Raw genomic sequence first — 18,585 nt, forward strand, 5'->3', positions numbered from 1 at the left:
CTAAACCGTGCAAAGCCCTTTACAGAGGGCAAGTTCTGGCCTTATTGAACTTTGTGCCGGGCTGGGCGGTCCTATACTGGAAAACAATTTCGCCATCTGAGGGTTTCAGGTGGCATTGCGGGTTCTAAAAGGCACCATTGGCCATGACTTCCAAATTCAAGATTGCGGGCTGGGTGGCACTGGGTGTGCTGGCCGGCGGTTTGACCACCATGCAGTTCCAGGCCACCGCCCGCAACACAGTGGCCCCCTTGCCACTGGAAGAGATGCAGCAGCTGGCCGCCGTGTTCGGCATGATCAAGACCGATTACGTCGAGCCGGTGGACGAGAAAAAGCTCATCAGCGACGCCATCGGCGGCATGGTGTCCGGCCTCGATCCCCATTCCACCTATTTCGACAAGACCACCTTCAAGGAATTCCGCGAAGGCACCACCGGCAAGTTCGTCGGCGTGGGCATCGAAATCGGCATGGAAGACGGCCTGGTCAAGGTCGTCTCGCCCATCGAAGGCTCGCCCGCCTTCCGCGCTGGCCTGAAAAGCGGCGACCTGATCACCAAGATCGACGAAACCTTCGTCAAGGGCCTGACCATGGACCAGGCCGTCAAGCGCATGCGCGGCGAGCCCAGCACCAAGGTGGTCCTGACCATTTTCCGCAAGCTCGAGAACCGCAGCTTCCCGGTCACCATCACGCGTGAAGAGATCCGCGTGCAGAGCGTGCGCGCCAAGGTCGTCGAGCCAGGCTATGGCTGGATCCGCGTCACGCAATTCCAGGACCGCACGGTCGAGGATTTCGTCGCCAAGGCCGACAAGCTTTTCAAGGACGATCCCAAGCTCAAGGGCCTGGTGCTCGACCTGCGCAACGACCCGGGCGGCCTGCTCGAAGGCGCCATCGCGGTGTCGGCGGCTTTCCTGCCCAAGGACGTGACGGTGGTGTCCACCAACGGCCAGATCCCCGAATCCAAGGCCATCTTCAAGGCCCGCCCCGAGGATTACACCCGCCGGCTGGGTTCCGATCCGCTGGCCAAATTGCCCGCCGCCATCAAGAACGTGCCGCTGGTGGTGCTGGTCAACGAAGGCTCGGCCTCGGCCAGTGAAATCGTCTCCGGTGCGTTGCAAGACCACAAGCGCGCCACCATCATGGGCGCCCAGACCTTTGGCAAGGGCTCGGTGCAGACCGTGCGCCAGCTGACGGCCGACACGGCGCTCAAGATCACCACGGCGCGTTACTACACGCCGAGCGGCCGCTCCATCCAGGCCAAGGGCATCGTGCCCGACGTCATGCTGGACGAAACCGCCGAAGGCAATGTCTTCAGCGCCTTGCGCGTCCGCGAAGCCGACCTCGAAAAGCACATCGCCAGTGGCCAGGGTGCCGAGTCCAAGGACGCCGCCCGTGAAAAAGCCCGCGAGGAAGCCATGAAGAAGCTGGAAGAGGCTTCGGCCAAGAAGAACGAGCCGCCCAAGCCGCTGCCCGAATTCGGCAGCGCCGAAGACTTCCAGCTCCAGCAGGCCGTCGCCCAGCTCAAGGGCAAGCCGGTCGTCGTGTCCAAGACCATGACCGAGCGCAAGCCCGAGGACACCAAGGCGCAGTGAACGACGACCAACGCCTGCGCTACAGCCGCCATCTGTTGCTGGATGAGTGGTCGGAAGAGGCGCAGGCACACCTCTTGAACGCCCACGCCCTGGTCATCGGGGCGGGCGGTCTGGGGGCCCCGGCCCTGATGTACCTGGCCAGTGCTGGCGTCGGCCGCATCACGGTGATCGACCCGGACACGGTCGACCTGACCAACCTTCAAAGGCAGATCGCTCACACCACGGAGCGCATCGGCCAGACCAAGGTGTCGTCGGCCGCCGCGGCCCTCGCGCAGATCAACCCCGAAGCGCAGGTGCACACGGTGGCCCAGGCGGCCGATGCCGAACTGCTGGCGCACTGGGTGCCGCAGGCCGATGTGGTGCTCGACTGCACCGACCATTTCGCCATCCGCCACCAAATCAACCGCGCCTGCATCGAGGCCGGCGTGCCCCTGGTGTCGGCGGCGGCGGTGCGTTTCGACGGCCAGATCAGCGTGTTCGACCCGCGCGTGGACGCCTCCCCCTGTTACGCCTGCCTGTTCCCGCCCGACCAGCCTCCGCCCGAAACCCGTTGCGCCACCTTGGGCATCTTCGCGCCCGTGGTCGGCATGTTGGGGGTGATGCAAGCTGGCGAGGCGATCAAGATCCTGGCGCGGCTGGAGGGCGAGGCGCACATCTTGCTGGCAGGACGCCTGTTGATGCTCGACGGCCGAAGCTGGCGCTGGACTGAATTGAGGGTGCGCCGCGAACCGGCCTGCCCAGTGTGTGGACCCCAAGGCACTGAACAACATGAACAACCCCAAAGAACTGCTCGCGCGTAATTTCCCCACGGCCGGACAGGACGTCCTCCACGCCGCCACGCCGTCGCTTTACGGTGGCGCCGACAGCAGCTACGCCCTGGCCTTCGCCGACCCCGAGTTCCTGCTCAACCCCGACCTGCGCTCTGTGCGCATGCAGCTGGAATTGCTCAAACCCGAGATGGTCCAGCGCGAGGAAAACATCACCTCCACCATCGTGATGTTCGGCAGCGCCCGCATCCTGCCGGAAGACGCCGCCCGCGCCTTGCTGGCCGAAGCCGAAGCCCTGCCCGACGGCACCGAGCGCGAGCTGGCGGTCCGCACCGCCCAGCGCCACCTCGGCATGGCCCACTACTACGAAGAGGCCCGCAAGTTCGCCGCCGTGGTCACCAACTATTCCGCCAAGCTGAAGACCCCGATCTATGTGGTCACCGGTGGTGGCCCCGGCATCATGGAAGCCGGCAACCGCGGCGCTTTCGAGGTCGGTGGCAAGAGCATCGGCCTGAACATCGTGCTGCCGCATGAGCAGGAGCCCAACCCCTACATCACGCCACGCCTGTGCTTCCAGTTCCACTACTTCGCGCTGCGCAAGATGCACTTCCTGATGCGTTCGGTGGCCCTGGTGTGCTTCCCTGGCGGATTCGGCACCTTGGACGAACTGTTCGAAGTGCTCACGCTGATGCAGACCGGCAAGTGCCGCAAGCGCCCGGTGCTCTTGTTCGGCCGCGACTTCTGGACCAAACTCATCAACATCGACCACCTGGTCGAGACCGGCATGATCAGCCCGGGCGACATCAACCTGTTCCGCTACGTCGAGACGGCCGATGAGGCCTGGGAAACTTTGCAGCAGGTCTATGGCCTCGGCAAGTCCGAAGAAGATTCCGCCTGCGGCTGGTAAAACATGAAAGGCTGAAGCGGCATGGCCGACCCCACCATCAGACTGATCGGCGCTCCCACCGACGTCGGGGCCAGCATGCGCGGTGCCTCTCTCGGGCCTGATGCCTTGCGGGTCGCGGGCCTGCCCGAAGCCCTGATGGCGCGCGGCTTGGCCATCCACGATGCCGGCAACCTGCGCGGGCCCAGCAATCCCTGGCAGCCGCCGGTCAATGGTCACCGCCACTTGAAGGAAGTGCTGGCCTGGAACCAGCTCGTGTTCCAAGCCGTCTCAGGCGCTTTGAGCGCGGGCGAGATGCCCATGCTGCTGGGCGGCGATCACTGCCTGGCCATGGGCTCCATCGGTGCCGTGGCCGCGCATTGCCGTGCCAAGGGGCAGAACCTGCGCGTCTTGTGGCTCGACGCCCATGCCGATTTCAACACCAGCGACATCACGCCCAGCGGCAACCTGCACGGCATGCCCGTGGCGGTGTTGTTCGGCTTTGGTCCGCAGGACCTGGTCCACCTGGTCGAGGCCGACCTGCCGCAACCCGCCTTGTCCCATGGCGAGCTGCGCATGATCGGCCTGCGCAGCGTCGATGAACAAGAGCGCCAGTTCGTTCACGCCCAAGGCCTGGAAGTCTTCGACATGCGCCACCTGGACGAACACGGCATGCGTGCCACCATGCAGCAAGCCTTGATGGGTGTCGATGAGCGCACCCACCTGCACCTGAGCTTCGACGTCGATTTCCTCGACCCCGACATCGCGCCTGGCGTGGGCACGGCGGTGCGTGGCGGCCCGACCTACCGCGAAGCCCAGCTCTGCATGGAAATGATCGCCGACACCGGCTGCCTCGCGTCGCTGGACGTGATGGAGCTCAACCCGGCCCGTGATTTGCAAAACAAGACCGCCGAACTGGTGGTCGATCTCGTCGAAAGCCTGTTCGGCAAATCCACCCTGATGCGGCCACGAAGCTGATCAGGGTATCTGCCGACTCAGATCCGCTGGTTTCTTGCCGATAAGAGCCCTATGAGTCTGCCCGGAAAAACAGCTTTGGTCCTCACAGGTGGTGGCGCCCGCGCCGCCTACCAGGTCGGTGTGCTCCAAGCTTTGATGCTGATCCGGCGTGACAGCGGCGAAAAGCAGCGCGGCAATCCCTTCCAGATCATTTCCGGCACCTCGGCCGGTGCGCTCAATGGCATGGCCCTGGCCTGCCGCGCTGACCACTTCGAACTTGCCGTGCGCGCCATGGTCGAGGTCTGGCGCGATTTCAAGTCCGAGCAGGTCTACCACTCGGATTCGCTGGGCATCATCCGCAGTGGCGCCCAATGGCTGACGCTGTTCTCGCTGGGCTGGGCGCTGGCCCGCTGGCGCCGTGCGCGCCCACGCTCGCTGCTCGACAACGATCCGCTGCGCGAGTTGCTGCCCGACATGTTCAAGATCGAGCGCCTGCCCAAGCTGATGGAGGAGGGGCACCTGCACGCCGTGGCGATTTCGGCCTCCAGCTACACGACCGGCGAGCACGTCACCTTCTACGACTGCGCCGAGCCGGTCGCCTCATGGGACCGGTCGCAGCGCATCAGCGTCCGCGACCGCCTGTCGATCGATCACCTGATGGCGTCCAGTGCCATCCCCTTCGTCTTCCCCGCGGTGCAGCTGTCGGTCGATGGCCGGCCGCATTACTTTGGCGACGGCTCCATGCGCCAGGCCGCGCCCATGTCGCCGGCCATCCACCTGGGCGCCGACCGCATTTTGGTGATTGGCGCCGGTCGCCTGCACGAACCGCCCGCGCCGCGCGACGCGATCCTCGAATACCCCAACCTGGCGCAGATCGCCGGCCACGCCATGTCCAGCATCTTCCTGGACGCGCTGGCTGTGGACATCGAACGCATGAAGCGCGTCAACAGCACCTTGAGCCTGCTGTCGCCCGAGGCGCGCGAGCGCTCATCGCTGCGCCCGGTGGACGTGCTGGTGATCGCGCCCAGCCAGCGCATCGACGACATCGCCGCCCGCCACCTCTGGGCGCTGCCTCCTGCGGTCCGCGGCATGCTGCGCGCCGTCGGCGTCTACGGCCGCGGTAAAACTGCCCGCGGCTCCGCGCTGGCCAGCTACCTGCTGTTCGAATCTTCCTTCACCCGCGAGCTGATCCACCTGGGCTTCACCGACGCCCTGGCCAAGCGCGACGAGGTGACCGCCTTTTTCGGCTGGGGCGCCGCCAAGGACGGCTCGGCGCCCGGCGAAGGCCTGGACCCTTTCGGCCAGAGCATGGGCGAGGGCTGCAGTCCGATCATCCACACGGCCGACAGCCTGGAAAGCAGGGCTGTAGAGGTTGATGCTTGCAAAAACGGTCGACCCCGTGGTAGCATCGAGAGCTTCGCACTTTGAGTGTGCGGAGATTCGTCGCCTTCTTTTCAATACGGCACGTGTAGAAGATTCGGGATTTTTCCTGGTCTGATCGCCGTGTTCCCTTGTTTTGAGAGGCGGGCATCAGATATTTGAAAGGTCTCCCTATGTACGCGGTCATAAAAACCGGTGGCAAGCAATACAAAGTTGCCATTGGCGAAAAGATCAAAGTAGAACAGATTACTGCGGACGTTGGCCAAGAGATCGTGATCGACCAAGTGTTGGCTGTCGGAAACGGCGCTGAACTGCAGGTCGGCACGCCCTTGGTGGCTGGCGCAACCGTCAAAGCAACTGTTCTCTCGCAAGGCCGTCACGACAAAGTGCGCATCTTCAAGATGCGTCGTCGTAAGCACTATCAAAAGCGCCAAGGCCATCGTCAGAACTACACCGAGCTGCAAATCAGCTCTGTGAACGCCTAACCACCAAGGAGCAGATCCATGGCACAGAAAAAGGGCGGCGGTTCCACGCGGAACGGCCGCGACTCCCAACCAAAGATGCTCGGCGTGAAGGCTTTCGGTAGCCAACTCGTCTCGGCCGGTTCCATCATCGTCCGCCAACGCGGCACCCGCTTCCACGCTGGTACCAACGTTGGCATGGGCCGCGATCACACCCTGTTCGCGCTGGTCGATGGCACCGTGTCCTTCACCGTCAAGGGTTCTTTGAACCGCAAGACGGTGGTGGTGACCCCGGTCTGATGGTTGATCGGCGGTCCTGACCCTCGGGTCGGGCTGCCGTGCAGCTTTCGACACAAGGCCCCGGCTCGCCGGGGCTTTTGCGTTTTTTCGCTGGTCGCCAAGGCGGCCAGCACGCACGCCGATCGATAAGATAATCGTCGGCCTGATCCCGCTCTGACGGACACCACAAGGACACCCGCCCCATGAAATTTGTCGATGAAGCCACCATTGAAGTGGCCGCAGGCGATGGCGGCAGCGGTGCTGCGAGTTTCCGTCGCGAAAAATTCATCCCCTTCGGCGGCCCCGACGGTGGCGATGGCGGACGAGGCGGGCACATCTATGTGCAGGCCGACCGCAACATCAACACCCTGATCGACTACCGCTACGCCCGCAAGCATTTCGCCCGCAATGGCGAGCAAGGCCGCGGCGCGGACTGCTTTGGCGCGGCCGGCCCCGACATCACCCTGCGCATGCCCGTGGGCACCATCATCCGCGACTTCGAAACCGGCGAGGTCATCAAGGAGATGATCGAGCACGGCGAGGTCTACCAGTTGTGCAAGGGCGGCGATGGCGGCTTCGGCAACCTGCGCTTCAAGACGTCCACCAACCGCGCACCCAAGAAAAAGACGCCCGGCTGGCCTGGTGAATCGCGCAAGGTCAAGCTCGAATTGCGGGTGCTGGCCGATGTCGGTCTGCTGGGCATGCCCAACGCTGGCAAGTCGACGCTGATCACGGCCGTGTCCAACGCCCGCCCCAAGATCGCCGACTACCCCTTCACCACGCTGCACCCCAACCTGGGCGTCGTGCGCGTGGGTCCCGAGAAGAGCTTCGTGATGGCCGACATCCCGGGTCTGATCGAAGGCGCCTCCGAAGGCGCAGGCCTGGGCCATTTGTTCCTGCGCCACCTTCAACGCACGCGTGTGCTGCTGCACGTGGTCGACATGGCGCCCTTCGATGACGAAGTCGACCCGGTCAAGCAGGCCAAGGCCATCGTCAACGAATTGAAGAAGTACGACAAGGCGCTGGCCGACAAGCCGCGCTGGATGGTGCTCAACAAGCTGGACGTGGTGCCGCCGGAAGAGCGTGCCCAGCGCGTGGCCGACTTCGTCAAGCGCTACAAGTGGAAGGGGCCGGTTTTCGAAATCTCGGCCTTGAGCCACGAGGGTTGCGAACACCTGGCCCTGAAGATCTACGAATTCGTGGCCAGCCTGCAGGAGCACCACGAAGACCGCGACATCCGCTTCGACTTCACCGAAGAGGATGCCCCGTCGGCCGCGGTGCCGATCGCCCATGAAACGATGGCCTTGCCCGACCTTGAAACGCTGGTGCCTGCCCAGAAGGCCCCGGCCAAGAAAGCTGCCACGAAAAAAGTCGCTGTCAAAAAAGCAGCGGCGAAGAAGGTTGCCGTCAAGAAAGCGCCTGCCCAAAAGGCCGCTGCCAAGAAGGCCAGCGCCAAGCAGGCCGTCGAGGCGCCCGAAGCCTACGTGCCCGACGTCGACGATCCTCGCTTCCGCTGACCCCATCCCACCCCACACCTGCGTTGATGAACCATGAATGACGTCCTGAAAAACGCCCGCCGCATCGTGGTCAAGGTGGGTTCCAGCCTGGTGACCAACGAAGGCCGCGGCATCGACGCCGAAGCCATCGGCACCTGGTGCCGCCAGCTGGCTGCGCTGGCCCAGGACGGACGCGAAGTCATCATGGTGTCCAGCGGTGCCATCGCCGAAGGCATGAAGCGCCTGGGTTGGGCCACGCGCCCCAAAGAATTGCACGAACTGCAAGCCGCCGCCGCCGTCGGCCAGATGGGCCTGGCCCAGATGTACGAGACCAAGCTGCGCGAACACGGCCTGGGCAGCGCGCAGGTGCTGCTCACCCACGCCGACCTGGCCGACCGCGAGCGTTATCTCAACGCCCGCTCCACCTTGCTGACCTTGCTGTCGCACCAAGTGGTGCCCGTCATCAACGAGAACGACACGGTGGTCACCGACGAGATCAAGTTCGGCGACAACGACACCCTGGGCGCCCTGGTGGCCAACCTGGTCGAGGCCGATGCCTTGGTCATCCTGACCGACCAGAAGGGCCTGTACAGCGCCGACCCGCGCAAGGACCCGGAGGCGCGTTTCCTCGACGTGGTCACAGCGGGCGATGCTTCCTTGGAGCAGATGGCCGGTGGCGCAGGCTCCAGCATCGGCCGTGGCGGCATGATCACCAAGGTGCTGGCCGCCAAGCGTGCGGCTGGCAGCGGTGCCAACACCGTCGTGGCCTGGGGCCGCGAAACCGACGTGCTGGTGCGCCTGTCGCAAGGCGAGGCCATTGGCACGCTGTTCGTGGCCACCACCGCCAAGGTGGCCGCCCGCAAGCAATGGATGGCCGATCACCTGCAGTTGCGCGGCGCGGTGGTCATCGACGATGGTGCGGTCGTCAAATTGCGCGATGAAGGCAAGAGTCTGCTGCCCATCGGCATGACCGACGTGATCGGCGAATTCCACCGCGGTGACGTCATCGCTGTCCGCAATGCCAAAGGACAGGACGTGGCACGCGGCCTGGCCAACTACGCCAGCAGCGAGGCCCGCCGCATCGTGCGCAAGCCATCGAGCGAGTTCGAAAGCCTGCTGGGCTTCACCGGCGAGCCCGAAATGATCCACCGCGACAACCTGGTCCTGGCCTGAGCGCTGGCCCTTCTCCCCTTTAAGCGGGAGATAGGGGTTCCCCCTGTCTGTGTTCGGTGCCAATTCCGCGTTGAATCAGGGTCCTCATTGTTGTTGAACAATGGCGGAACCATTTGATGGTGCGGATATCCACAAGAGTGGAGACATCAATGACAGGAAACAAAGGACTCAGATGAAAATGAACTCATGGACAAAAATTGCGGCTGCTGTGGCGGTGGCAACGTGCGCGGCCACTCCGGTGATGGCCAAATCCCTGGTCTGCGTCTGGGATGTGGCGGGCAAGACAGGTGACGTGACGTCGTCGGCGGTGGATTACGTCGTGGCGATGCAGAAAAACGGCGTCGAAATGGAAGTCAAGGGCTATGTCGACGAGCGCGTCGCCATTGAAGATTTCCGTTCGGGCCAATGCGATGCCGTGATCGCCACGACCCTGCGCACCCGGCCATTCAATGCCATTTCCGGGTCATTGGACAGCATTGGCGCCACGACCATCGTGCGCAACGGCAAGATCGACATCAAGGCCAGCTACGACGTGGTGCGCAAGGTCATCCAGGTGTTCAGCACGCCCCAGGCTGCCAAGTTGATGGTCGAAGGGAACTACGAAGTGGGTGGCCTGTTCCCCCTGGGCGCCGCCTATCCCATGGTGCGGGACCGCAAGATCAATTCGGTCGAAGCCCTGTCTGGCAAGAAGATCGCCGCCTTCGACTACGACAAGGCCCAGGGCGTGATGATCCAGCGCATCGGCGCACAGCCGGTGTCGGCCGACGTGACCAACATCGGTCCCAAGTTCAACAACGGTTCGGTCGACATGGTGACCCTGCCCGCGGTGGCCTTCAAGCCTTTCGAACTTTACAAGGGCATCGGTACCGCGGGTGGCATTGGCCGCTTGCCCATCCTGATCCCGACCGTGCAGATCGTCCTGAACAAGACCAAGTTCCCTGAGGGCTTCGGCGAGAAGTCGCGGCAGTACTGGGTGTCGCAGTTCGACCGCGCGCTGCACTTCATCGACGTGGCCGAGAAGAGCGTTCCCGCCAACATGTGGGTCGATCTGCCCCCGGAAAACATCCCCAAGTACGTGCAGATGTTCCGCGAAGCCCGCATCGAGATCGCCAACCAGGGCATCTACAACAAGCGTGGCCTGAACATCATCAAGCGCGCGCGTTGCGATGTGAATCCGTCTGATGCCGAGTGCGCGACCAAGACCGAAATCGACTGAGTCGGTTTGAAGGCTTGAATGAAGGGGGGCTTTGAACCGGTCAGGTTCAAAGCCCCTCATCGCATTCGCATGGAGGCTTCAGCGGTGTGAACCATTGATGATCACACCATGGCCGCCAGGTGACCCCGTCTGGTCTTCCGAAGCCTCGGCCGAGGCTTCGGTTTCCACATGGCCGTCTTCCAGCTTGTGCACACCGCCGCGCATGTTGGCCCGAAGGTAGCGGTTGGTCTGCTGCCCTTGTGGCTTGGGCAGGAAGCGCGCCAGCTCGGACAAGGCCAGTTGGTAGACATCCCGTTTGAACTCGATCACGGTTTCGAGCGGGATCCAGTAGTCGTGCCAACGCCAGGCGTCGAACTCCGGATGGTTTGAGGCGCGCAGGTTCATGTCCGTGTCGCGGCCCATGAGCTGCAACAGGAACCAGATCTGCTTTTGGCCTTTGTAATGCCCGCGCGCGTCCTTGCGGATGAAGTGATTGGGCACCTCGTAGCGCAGCCAGTCGCGGGTACGTGCAACGATGCGCACGTGGTCGGGCAGCAAGCCCACCTCTTCGTGGAGCTCGCGGAACATCGCCTGCTCAGGCGACTCGCCATGCTTGATGCCGCCTTGCGGAAACTGCCAGGAATGGGTGCGGATGCGTTTGCCCCAAAAAACCTGGTTCCGATGATTGAGCAGGATGATGCCGACGTTGGGGCGAAAGCCTTCACGGTCGAGCATAATCAACTCCGAATTTTTCAACTGATTTCATTATTGCACCGCTCGGTTGAAACGCAAGCGCGAGTCCCCGAGCAACGGTGCATTTTTCATACCCATGCAAGCCTCCCAGTTCTTCATCTCGACCCTCAAAGAAGCCCCGGCCGATGCCGAGATCGTCAGCCACAAGCTGATGATGCGTGCGGGCTTCATCAAGAAGCTGGGCGCCGGCCTGTACAACTACATGCCCATGGGCCTGCGCACCATCCGCAAGGTCGAGGGCATCATCCGCGAGGAGATGACCCGCGCTGGTGCCGTCGAACTGTTGATGCCCGTGGTCCAGCCCGCCGAGCTGTGGCAGGAAACCGGACGCTTCGACAAGATGGGTCCCGAGTTGCTGCGCGTGAAGGATCGGCATGGCCGCGACTTCATCATCCAGCCGACTTCCGAGGAAGTTGTCACGGACATCGCGCGCCAGGAGCTGCGAAGCTACCGCCAGCTGCCGAAGAACTTCTACCATGTGCAAACCAAATTCCGCGACGAACGCCGCCCGCGTTTCGGCGTGATGCGTGGCCGCGAATTCACGATGAAGGATGCTTATTCCTTCGATCGAGACGTGGCCAGCGCTGGTAAAAGCTACGACATCATGTTTGCCGCCTACAGCCGCATCTTCGACCGACTGGGCCTCCAGTACCGCGCCGTGGCCGCCGACACCGGCGCCATCGGGGGCGACCGCTCGCACGAATTCCAGGTCATCGCCGAGACGGGCGAGGACGCGATCGTGTATTGCCCGACCAGCGACTACGCGGCCAACATCGAACTGGCCGAAGGCGTGTCGCTGATCGCTGCGCGAGGGGCGGCTTCAAGCGCCTTCGAGAAAGTCGCCACCCCGGGCAAGAGCACCTGCGCCGACGTGGCCGAGTTGCTGGGTCTGCCGCTGAGCCAGACCGTCAAGTCCCTGGTCCTGGCGACGGACGAAACCAACGAGGCCGGCGAAATCGTCAAGTCCACCGTCTGGCTGCTGTTGATCCGCGGCGACCACGAACTGAACGAGGTCAAGGCCGGCAAGGTCGAGCTGGCCGATGGTCAGGGCTTGAAAGCCGGCTTCCGCTTCGCCACCGAAAAAGAGATCGTCGAGCATTTCGGCTGCAAGCCCGGTTACCTGGGCCCGGTCAAGCTGCTCAAGCCCGTCAAGGTGATCGCCGACCGCACCGTGGCCAACATGGCCGATTTCGTGTGCGGCGCCAACGAGGAAGGCTTCCACCTCAAAGGGGTGAACTGGACGCGCGACCTGCCCGAGCCCGACCTGGTGACCGACCTGCGCAACGTGGTCGAAGGCGATCCGAGCCCGGACGGACGGGGCGTGTTGGCCATCCAGCGCGGCATCGAGGTGGGCCACGTGTTCTACCTTGGCACCAAGTACTCCAAGGCCATGAACGCGACCTTCCTGGACGAAGATGGCCGCCCGAAGCACTTCGAGATGGGTTGCTACGGCATCGGCGTGACCCGCATCCTGGGCGCGGCCATCGAGCAAAAGCACGACGAGCGCGGCATCATCTGGCCCGACTCGATCGCGCCGTTCACGGTGGTGGTCTGCCCCATTGGCTATGACCGCTCGGCCGACGTGAAGGCCGCGGCCGACCAACTGCACGATGAATTGGCGGCTGCCGGCATCGACGTGATCCTGGACGACCGCGGCGAGCGCCCTGGCGCGATGTTCGCGGACTGGGAACTGATTGGCGTGCCGCACCGCGTGGTGCTGGGCGACAAGGGCCTCAAGGAAGGCGCGGCCGAGTACCAGGGCCGCCAAGATAAGGAAGCCACCAAGGTGGCTGTGGCCGAGGTGGCCGCTTGGGTAAAGGCGCGCGTGAAGGTGTGATGGGATGAAGAAGTGGGGCTGGTGTTCTGGTCGTGTGGTTTGGCGTGGGATCGGGGGGCTGCTGGCCTGCTGCCTGATCACGCAGGCCGCCCGGGCGGGGGCCCAGGCCGAAGAGCCCCTGGCCGACGCCGTGCGCACAGCCTTGTCGGCCGCGGCCGCCCAGTCCGCCCCACCCACGCTGGTGTTCGCCGACCAGGTTCAGAAATACGAGTTCGACCGATGGGCCGATGCCGCGGGCTTGCGCCTGACGAAGCGCAAGCCGGAGGAGCAGGTGCGCCGCGAGTTCCTGCAGACCGTCTGGTACGAGGCCAAGCGCGCGGGCCTGGATCCTTCACTGGTGCTGGGCCTGATCGAGGTCGAAAGCGGTTTTCGCAAATACGCGATCTCGTCCGTGGGCGCGCGGGGCTACATGCAGGTCATGCCCTTCTGGTCGCGCCTGATTGGCACGGGTGATCCGGCCAGCCTCTTCCACATGCAGACCAATTTGCGCTTTGGCTGCATCATCCTGCGTCATTACCTGGACCGTGAGCGCGGGGATCTTTACCTCGCGCTGGGCCGCTACAACGGCAGCCGGGGCCGGCCTGAATACCCGAACGCGGTGTTCGCGGCGCTGCGGCACTGGAAGCTGCCCGAGGTCAAGCCACAAATCGTGGCCTTGCGCCCCTGATCGTCCACCAGCCAGGCCTCAAAGGCCTTGCCATTCCTGAGGGTGGGCAGCCTCGATGCCTGCCATGTTCAGCACACGTTCGACGGTGTCGTTGACCATCTCGTCGATGGTGCTGGGCCGGTGGTAGAAGGCCGGCAATGGTGGAAAGATGACCCCGCCCATCTCGGTCACGGCGGTCATGTTGCGCAGGTGGGCCAGGTTGAACGGCGTCTCGCGGACCATCAGGATCAAGCGGCGGCGTTCTTTCAGGGTGACATCGGCCGCGCGGGTCAGCAAGTTGTCGCCCAGGCCATGGGCCACGGCCGCCAGCGTTTTCATCGAGCAAGGGGCGATGACCATGGCATCGGTGGCGAAGCTGCCACTGGCGATGCAGGCGCCCACGTCGCCGGGTGCGTGCGACTGGTCGGCCAAGACTTCCAGGGCCGATCGGTCGAGGCCGAGTTCATGGTGAACGTTCAGGATGCCGGCGGGCGTGGCCACCAAGTGGGTTTGCACGCCAAGGGCCCGCGCACGTTGCAGCAGGCGCACGCCGTAGACGGCACCGCTGGCGCCGGTGATCCCGATGATCAGCCGGCGAGGGAGGCGTGGCTGGGTCACTGACCGCCGGCCAGGACCTGTTGCAGTTCGCCGGCCTGGTACATCTCCATCATGATGTCCGATCCGCCGACGAACTCACCACCCACATACAGCTGCGGGATGGTGGGCCAATTGGCGTAGTCCTTGATGCCTTGGCGGATGCCGTCGTCTTCAAGGACGTTGACCGTTTGCAGATCGGTCACACCGCAGGCCTTGAGGATCTGGATGGCGCGCCCGGAGAAACCGCATTGCGGGAACTGGGCCGTGCCCTTCATGAACAGCACCACGTGGTGGCCTTTGACCAGAGAGTCAATGCGTTGTTGAACGTCGCTCATATCCAAACCATGTCGAAAAAGAAAAACAGGCCCGGTTATAACAGGCCTGTGAAGTGGATGCACCCGGCTGGGGCAATAGTTGACCAGCGTGCGGATGGGCGGCGTCAGAAGGCGTAGCGCACAGAGACCTTGACGACGGGACGCAGGCGCAGGTCGCGGACGATTTCGTCCAGGCCAGCCTCGCCCTGCAATGCCCGGGAAATGCGGCCGATGTTGTTGGAGTTGACCGAAATGATGCCCAGGTCGGCATTGAACCGCCACATGCTTTCACTGCCCGGGGCGCCCAGGCTGGCAGCGTAGCCTGCGCCGACGTAGGGCAGGGTGCGGTTTTCACCGTCGAATGACTGGTTTCGGGGGTCGTTCAGGCCGAGGTTGTCGACACGTTGCAAGCTCAGGTTGAGGCCGCTGCCAATGGTGTCGTCGCTGCCATCGGACCAGGTCGACTGGGTGACCGAGCCGCGCACCAGGCCGACCGTGGCCCGGAAACCGCCCGAGAAATAGTAGTCGGACAGGACATGGGCACTGCGCATGTTCAATCCGCTGCTGGGCACGGGTTGCGCCAGCACGAAGGAGTCTTTCAGCGGATCGTAGGCGCGGTCCATGACCACGCCGATGCGTCCCTCCCAGTGCGGCCAGAATTGCTGGCCGTTCAGGCTCAACCCCTTGCCCTGGTCAGCCGCCGTCACCGAGCGCAGGACGTGCTGCGGCAAGGGCACCATTTGTGCGTGCGCCAAGGCGGACGCGGCCACGGCGCAGGTGGCGATGAGGCAACGGTGAAAGCTGAAGGGGGTGGACAAGCGGAACATCGAAAGCTCCCGAAGAACAATTTGATGCTACGCCGGCCGGATTGTTTTGTGGAACAGAGTTGTTAACGTTCGTAGCGCCAATGCACAAGGTGACTTGGATTTGCTACAGCGCGACCTCATTCATGAGGCTTTTGCCCACCTGTGCAGCGCGGGTTTTTCCCGAGGTCGGTGCGCGTTCCAACGTGCCGGAATCCACGGTTTTTCAGGAGGTCCGAGACGGCTTCCGCCTGGTTGTAGCCATGTTCCAACAGCAGCCATCCGCCGGGTTTGAGGTGCCGGGATGCTTCGGCGGTGATGAGGCACAGATCGTCCAGGCCAGTTGCGCCGGAGGTGAGTGCTTGCTTTGGCTCAAACCGAAGCGCGGCCATGTGCTCGTCATCTTCAGCGATGTAGGGCGGGTTGCTCACGACCAGGTCGAAGTGCCGGCCCGCCACGGGTTCGAACCACGAGCCCGGCAGGTTCTCGACCGGCAGTTTCAAGCGCTGCGCGTTCGCCTGGGCAACGGCCAGGGCGCCGGGACTGGCATCCACCGCGGTGACGCGGGCCTGGGGCCTGTGGTGCTGCAAAGCCAGGGCGATGGCGCCACTGCCGGTGCCCAGGTCCAGCACCTCGAAAGGCGATGAAAGGGGGCCGGCCGGGATGAGTTCCAGGGCCCATTCGACCAGGGTCTCGGTGTCGGGGCGGGGGATGAGCACGTCGGGGCCGACACCCAGGTTCAGCCCGTAGAACTCCTTGTCGCCCAGCAGGTACGCCAGGGGTTCGCCTTGGGCACGGCGGTGGGCCCAGCTGGCGTAGCGCTCGGCCAGATCGGCTGGCAGCGCATCCTCGTCATGGGCCAGCAGCCAGGCGCGGGGCCGCTGCAGCAGTGTGCACAGCATGAGTTGCGCATCCAGGCGGTCCACCCCCCCTTGACGGGCCTGGGCCAGTGCCTGGGCGACCGTGGTGGGCAGTGGCCGCTCAGACACCGGTGGCGGCTTCCAGCTCGGCCAGTTGCTCGGCGGCCTGGGCGGTGATCAGGGCCTGGATGACGTCGTCCAGCTCGCCTTCCATGATGCTCAGCAATTTGTAGAGCGTGAGGTTGATGCGGTGGTCGGTCAGGCGGCCCTGGGGGAAGTTGTAGGTGCGGATGCGGTCGGAGCGGTCGCCGGTGCCGACCAGGCCCTTGCGGGTGGCGGCTTCCTTGGCCTGGCGTTCGATGCGCTCGCGGTCGTTGATGCGGGCGCTGAGCACGGCCAGGGCCTTGGCCTTGTTGCGGTGCTGGCTGCGGTCGTCCTGGCATTCGGCGACGATGCCGGTGGGGATGTGCGTGACGCGCACGGCCGAATCGGTCTTGTTGATGTGCTGGCCGCCGGCGCCGCTGGCGCGGTAGGTGTCGATGCGCAGGTCGGCCGGGTTGATGGTGATCTCTTCGGCCTCGTCGGGCTCGGGCAGCACGGCGACGGTGCAGGCGCTGGTGTGGATGCGGCCTTGCGTTTCGGTGGCGGGCACGCGCTGCACTCGGTGGCCCCCGGATTCGAACTTGAGCTGGCCATACACGCCCGCGCCTTCGAAGCGCAGCACGATTTCCTTGTAGCCACCCAGGTCGGATTCGTTGGCCGACATGACCTCGCAGCGCCAGCCCCGGCGCTCGGCGTAGCGCGTGTACAGGCGGGTCAGGTCGCCAGCGAACAGGGCCGATTCGTCTCCGCCGGTGCCGGCGCGGATTTCGACGAAGGCGTTGCGTGCATCGTCGGGGTCTTTGGGCAGCAGGGCGGTCTGCAGCTCGGCTTCGACGCGGGCGATGTCGGCCTCGGCCTGGGTGATTTCTTCTTGCGCCATGGCGCGCATGTCGGCGTCGTTGGCGGAATCGATCAGCATCTGGCGGGCGGCGTCCAGGTCGGAGGTGCGCTGGGCATGGCGCTGGGCCATGCCACAGACGCTGCTGACTTCGGCATGCTCGCGTGACAGTTCGCGGTAACGCTTGTTGTCGGCGGCGACGACGGGGTCGGACAGGGCGGCGTCCAGTTCTCGAAGGCGCAGGGCCAGGCGTTCGAGGGAGGATGCCAGCGAGGGGGTCAGGCCGCCGCTCACGGCTTGTGGTCCTTCTTGACCGGGCTCACTTCGCCACGCAAGAAGAGGCGCGCCAGCGAGGCGGCCACCTGGGGCCGTTGCTGGGTGTCGGCACTGTGCAGTTCGGCCATGGCGCCATGCAGCATTTTCTGGGTCAATCCTCTTGAAAGGGTGTCGAGCACGGCTTCGATGTCCTCGCCTTTGGCCAACAGCTTGCGGGCGCGGGCGAGTTCGGTGGCGCGCCAGGCGTCGGCTTGTGAATTGAGGGCCTGGATCAAAGGCACGGTGGTGCGCTGGTCCAGCCAGTGCACAAAGCCTTGCACGCCGGTCTCGATGATGGCCTCGGCCTGGGTGACGGCGGCCAGGCGCTTTTCACTGGCGGTCTGCACCAGGGCGCTCAGGTCGTCGACGGTGTAGAGGTAGACGTCGTCCAGGCGCGCGACTTCGGGTTCGATGTCGCGCGGCACGGCCAGGTCCACCATGAAGATGGGACGGCGCTTGCGGGCCTTGAGCGCGCGCTCGACGGCTCCCAGGCCGATGATGGGCAGGGTGCTGGCGGTGCACGACACCACGATGTCGAATTCGTGCAGGCGCTCGGGCAGGTCGGCCAGGCGCAGGGCTTGGGCGCCCAGGTGGCTGGCGAGTTTTTCGCCGCGTTCCAGGGTGCGGTTGGCCACGGCCATGCTCCGGGGCGCGCGACCGGCGAAGTGCGTGGCGGTGAGTTCGATCATCTCGCCCGCGCCCACGAACAGGATGCGTGTCTTGCCCAGGTCTTCGAAGAGCTGGCTGGCCAGGCGCACGGCGGCGGCGGCCATGCTGATGGAGTGCGCGCCAATTTCCGTGGAAGTGCGCACTTCCTTGGCCACGGCGAAGGAGCGCTGGAACAGTTGGTGCAAGGTCGTGCCCAGCGTGCCGGCGGCATCGGCCTCGCGCACGGCCTGCTTCATCTGGCCCAGGATCTGCGGTTCGCCCAGCACCATGGAATCCAGTCCGCTGGCCACGCGGAAGGCATGGCGTGCGGCCGCGCCACCCTCCAGCATGTAGGTGTGGCGACGCAATTCGTCGGGGCCCACGCCACCGGTGTTGGCCAGCCAGTCCATCGCGGCGTGGTGCACGTGGTGGTCTTGACCACCCCAACTGCCACCCAGCGCGCAGTACAGCTCGGTGCGGTTGCAGGTGGACAGCAAGGCCACTTCGGGCTGGGCGGAGGACTGGGGAATGCCCGTCAGACGGTCGTGCAGCACCTTGAGCGCCGGCCCGAGTTGATCCACTGCGAATGCGAATCGTCCGCGCAGATCAACGGCGGCGGTGGTGTGGTTCAAACCCAAGGTCAGGACGGTCATATCCGGGGATTATAAAATCGAGGGTTTTTTGATGTTGCGAAG

18 protein-coding genes and 1 pseudogene are annotated in these 18,585 nt (G+C 64.3%); 12 read left to right on the top strand and 7 right to left on the bottom strand.

Features of this window, described 5'->3' with window-relative positions; genetic code table 11:
* The first annotated feature begins 143 nt into the window (after positions 1 to 143).
* The 10 genes and pseudogenes from ACREB4_RS10715 to ACREB4_RS10760 all read left to right on the top strand — a co-directional run bounded on the left by ACREB4_RS10715 (position 144) and on the right by ACREB4_RS10760 (position 10,198).
* Positions 144 to 1,586, top strand: coding sequence for a S41 family peptidase (locus ACREB4_RS10715; RefSeq protein ID WP_431588204.1), 1,443 nt, complete (start codon positions 144 to 146; stop codon positions 1,584 to 1,586).
* Positions 1,583 to 2,386, top strand: coding sequence for a HesA/MoeB/ThiF family protein (locus tag ACREB4_RS10720; protein ID WP_431588205.1), 804 nt, complete (start codon positions 1,583 to 1,585; stop codon positions 2,384 to 2,386). Before ACREB4_RS10715 ends, ACREB4_RS10720 begins: the two co-directional genes overlap by 4 nt.
* Entirely contained in the window at positions 2,355 to 3,260 is a 906-nt protein-coding gene (locus ACREB4_RS10725) for a TIGR00730 family Rossman fold protein (RefSeq protein WP_431588206.1), read from the top strand. Before ACREB4_RS10720 ends, ACREB4_RS10725 begins: the two co-directional genes overlap by 32 nt.
* A 21-nt stretch (positions 3,261 to 3,281) precedes the next feature.
* Positions 3,282 to 4,214: an arginase gene (gene rocF / locus ACREB4_RS10730; RefSeq protein WP_431588207.1), complete on the top strand. Its 933-nt coding sequence runs from the start codon at positions 3,282 to 3,284 to the stop codon at positions 4,212 to 4,214.
* Between the two features lie 51 nt (positions 4,215 to 4,265).
* On the top strand, positions 4,266 to 5,621 hold the full coding sequence (locus tag ACREB4_RS10735; protein ID WP_431588208.1) for a patatin-like phospholipase family protein: 1,356 nt from the start codon (positions 4,266 to 4,268) through the stop codon (positions 5,619 to 5,621).
* A 125-nt stretch (positions 5,622 to 5,746) separates the two neighbouring features.
* Positions 5,747 to 6,058, top strand: coding sequence for a bL21 family ribosomal protein (gene rplU, locus ACREB4_RS10740; RefSeq protein ID WP_431588209.1), 312 nt, complete (start codon positions 5,747 to 5,749; stop codon positions 6,056 to 6,058).
* 18 nt (positions 6,059 to 6,076) lie between these two features.
* Positions 6,077 to 6,334: a 50S ribosomal protein L27 gene (gene rpmA / locus ACREB4_RS10745; RefSeq protein ID WP_300544696.1), complete on the top strand. Its 258-nt coding sequence runs from the start codon at positions 6,077 to 6,079 to the stop codon at positions 6,332 to 6,334.
* 182 nt (positions 6,335 to 6,516) lie between these two features.
* A pseudogene (gene cgtA / locus ACREB4_RS10750) lies at positions 6,517 to 7,596 on the top strand (Obg family GTPase CgtA); the annotation flags it as partial.
* Between the two features lie 267 nt (positions 7,597 to 7,863).
* Positions 7,864 to 8,982, top strand: coding sequence for a glutamate 5-kinase (gene proB, locus ACREB4_RS10755; RefSeq protein WP_431588210.1), 1,119 nt, complete (start codon positions 7,864 to 7,866; stop codon positions 8,980 to 8,982).
* A 241-nt stretch (positions 8,983 to 9,223) separates the two neighbouring features.
* A complete protein-coding gene (locus ACREB4_RS10760) occupies positions 9,224 to 10,198 on the top strand; it encodes a putative solute-binding protein (RefSeq protein WP_431588211.1) in 975 nt (324 codons plus the stop codon).
* 78 nt (positions 10,199 to 10,276) lie between these two features.
* On the opposite strand, the gene ACREB4_RS10765 is transcribed toward ACREB4_RS10760, so the two are convergent.
* Positions 10,277 to 10,912: an RNA pyrophosphohydrolase gene (locus ACREB4_RS10765; protein ID WP_431588212.1), complete on the bottom strand. Its 636-nt coding sequence runs from the start codon at positions 10,910 to 10,912 to the stop codon at positions 10,277 to 10,279.
* A gap of 94 nt (positions 10,913 to 11,006) precedes the next feature.
* On the opposite strand from ACREB4_RS10765, the gene ACREB4_RS10770 reads away from it, so the two are divergent.
* Positions 11,007 to 12,767, top strand: coding sequence for a proline--tRNA ligase (locus ACREB4_RS10770; RefSeq protein WP_431588213.1), 1,761 nt, complete (start codon positions 11,007 to 11,009; stop codon positions 12,765 to 12,767).
* Between the two features lie 4 nt (positions 12,768 to 12,771).
* On the top strand, positions 12,772 to 13,434 hold the full coding sequence (locus ACREB4_RS10775) for a lytic transglycosylase domain-containing protein (protein ID WP_431588214.1): 663 nt from the start codon (positions 12,772 to 12,774) through the stop codon (positions 13,432 to 13,434).
* An 18-nt stretch (positions 13,435 to 13,452) separates the two neighbouring features.
* Here ACREB4_RS10775 and ACREB4_RS10780 read toward each other — a convergent pair whose 3' ends face one another.
* The 6 genes from ACREB4_RS10780 to hemA all read right to left on the bottom strand — a co-directional run bounded on the left by ACREB4_RS10780 (position 13,453) and on the right by hemA (position 18,543).
* Positions 13,453 to 14,031, bottom strand: a complete 579-nt coding sequence (locus tag ACREB4_RS10780; protein ID WP_431588215.1) for a UbiX family flavin prenyltransferase — start codon at positions 14,029 to 14,031, stop codon at positions 13,453 to 13,455.
* Entirely contained in the window at positions 14,028 to 14,345 is a 318-nt protein-coding gene (gene grxD / locus ACREB4_RS10785; RefSeq protein ID WP_431588216.1) for a Grx4 family monothiol glutaredoxin, read from the bottom strand. Before grxD ends, ACREB4_RS10780 begins: the two co-directional genes overlap by 4 nt.
* A gap of 104 nt (positions 14,346 to 14,449) precedes the next feature.
* Positions 14,450 to 15,151 (bottom strand): hypothetical protein, encoded by a 702-nt coding sequence (locus tag ACREB4_RS10790; protein ID WP_431588217.1) that lies wholly within the window; start codon positions 15,149 to 15,151, stop codon positions 14,450 to 14,452.
* 116 nt (positions 15,152 to 15,267) lie between these two features.
* On the bottom strand, positions 15,268 to 16,116 hold the full coding sequence (gene prmC / locus ACREB4_RS10795) for a peptide chain release factor N(5)-glutamine methyltransferase (protein ID WP_431588218.1): 849 nt from the start codon (positions 16,114 to 16,116) through the stop codon (positions 15,268 to 15,270).
* A complete protein-coding gene (gene prfA / locus ACREB4_RS10800) occupies positions 16,109 to 17,209 on the bottom strand; it encodes a peptide chain release factor 1 (protein ID WP_431588285.1) in 1,101 nt (366 codons plus the stop codon). Before prfA ends, prmC begins: the two co-directional genes overlap by 8 nt.
* Before the next feature lie 8 nt (positions 17,210 to 17,217).
* On the bottom strand, positions 17,218 to 18,543 hold the full coding sequence (hemA, locus tag ACREB4_RS10805) for a glutamyl-tRNA reductase (protein WP_431588219.1): 1,326 nt from the start codon (positions 18,541 to 18,543) through the stop codon (positions 17,218 to 17,220).
* Positions 18,544 to 18,585: the final 42 nt, after the last annotated feature.

This window comes from Aquabacterium sp., assembly GCF_050725395.1.
Lineage (GTDB): Bacteria > Pseudomonadota > Gammaproteobacteria > Burkholderiales > Burkholderiaceae_C > Aquabacterium.

Excerpts from the sequence above, each read along its gene's own strand:
- ACREB4_RS10715 (WP_431588204.1), top strand. The coding sequence starts at position 144 with ATGACTTCCAAATTCAAGATTGCGGGCTGGGTGGCACTGGGTGTGCTG.
- ACREB4_RS10725 (WP_431588206.1), top strand. The coding sequence starts at position 2,355 with ATGAACAACCCCAAAGAACTGCTCGCGCGTAATTTCCCCACGGCCGGA.
- rocF (WP_431588207.1), top strand. The coding sequence starts at position 3,282 with ATGGCCGACCCCACCATCAGACTGATCGGCGCTCCCACCGACGTCGGG.
- ACREB4_RS10735 (WP_431588208.1), top strand. The coding sequence starts at position 4,266 with ATGAGTCTGCCCGGAAAAACAGCTTTGGTCCTCACAGGTGGTGGCGCC.
- rplU (WP_431588209.1), top strand. The coding sequence starts at position 5,747 with ATGTACGCGGTCATAAAAACCGGTGGCAAGCAATACAAAGTTGCCATT.
- rpmA (WP_300544696.1), top strand. The coding sequence starts at position 6,077 with ATGGCACAGAAAAAGGGCGGCGGTTCCACGCGGAACGGCCGCGACTCC.
- proB (WP_431588210.1), top strand. The coding sequence starts at position 7,864 with ATGAATGACGTCCTGAAAAACGCCCGCCGCATCGTGGTCAAGGTGGGT.
- ACREB4_RS10760 (WP_431588211.1), top strand. The coding sequence starts at position 9,224 with ATGGCCAAATCCCTGGTCTGCGTCTGGGATGTGGCGGGCAAGACAGGT.
- ACREB4_RS10765 (WP_431588212.1), bottom strand. The coding sequence starts at position 10,912 with ATGCTCGACCGTGAAGGCTTTCGCCCCAACGTCGGCATCATCCTGCTC.
- ACREB4_RS10770 (WP_431588213.1), top strand. The coding sequence starts at position 11,007 with ATGCAAGCCTCCCAGTTCTTCATCTCGACCCTCAAAGAAGCCCCGGCC.
- ACREB4_RS10775 (WP_431588214.1), top strand. The coding sequence starts at position 12,772 with ATGAAGAAGTGGGGCTGGTGTTCTGGTCGTGTGGTTTGGCGTGGGATC.
- grxD (WP_431588216.1), bottom strand. The coding sequence starts at position 14,345 with ATGAGCGACGTTCAACAACGCATTGACTCTCTGGTCAAAGGCCACCAC.
- ACREB4_RS10790 (WP_431588217.1), bottom strand. The coding sequence starts at position 15,151 with ATGTTCCGCTTGTCCACCCCCTTCAGCTTTCACCGTTGCCTCATCGCC.
- hemA (WP_431588219.1), bottom strand. The coding sequence starts at position 18,543 with ATGACCGTCCTGACCTTGGGTTTGAACCACACCACCGCCGCCGTTGAT.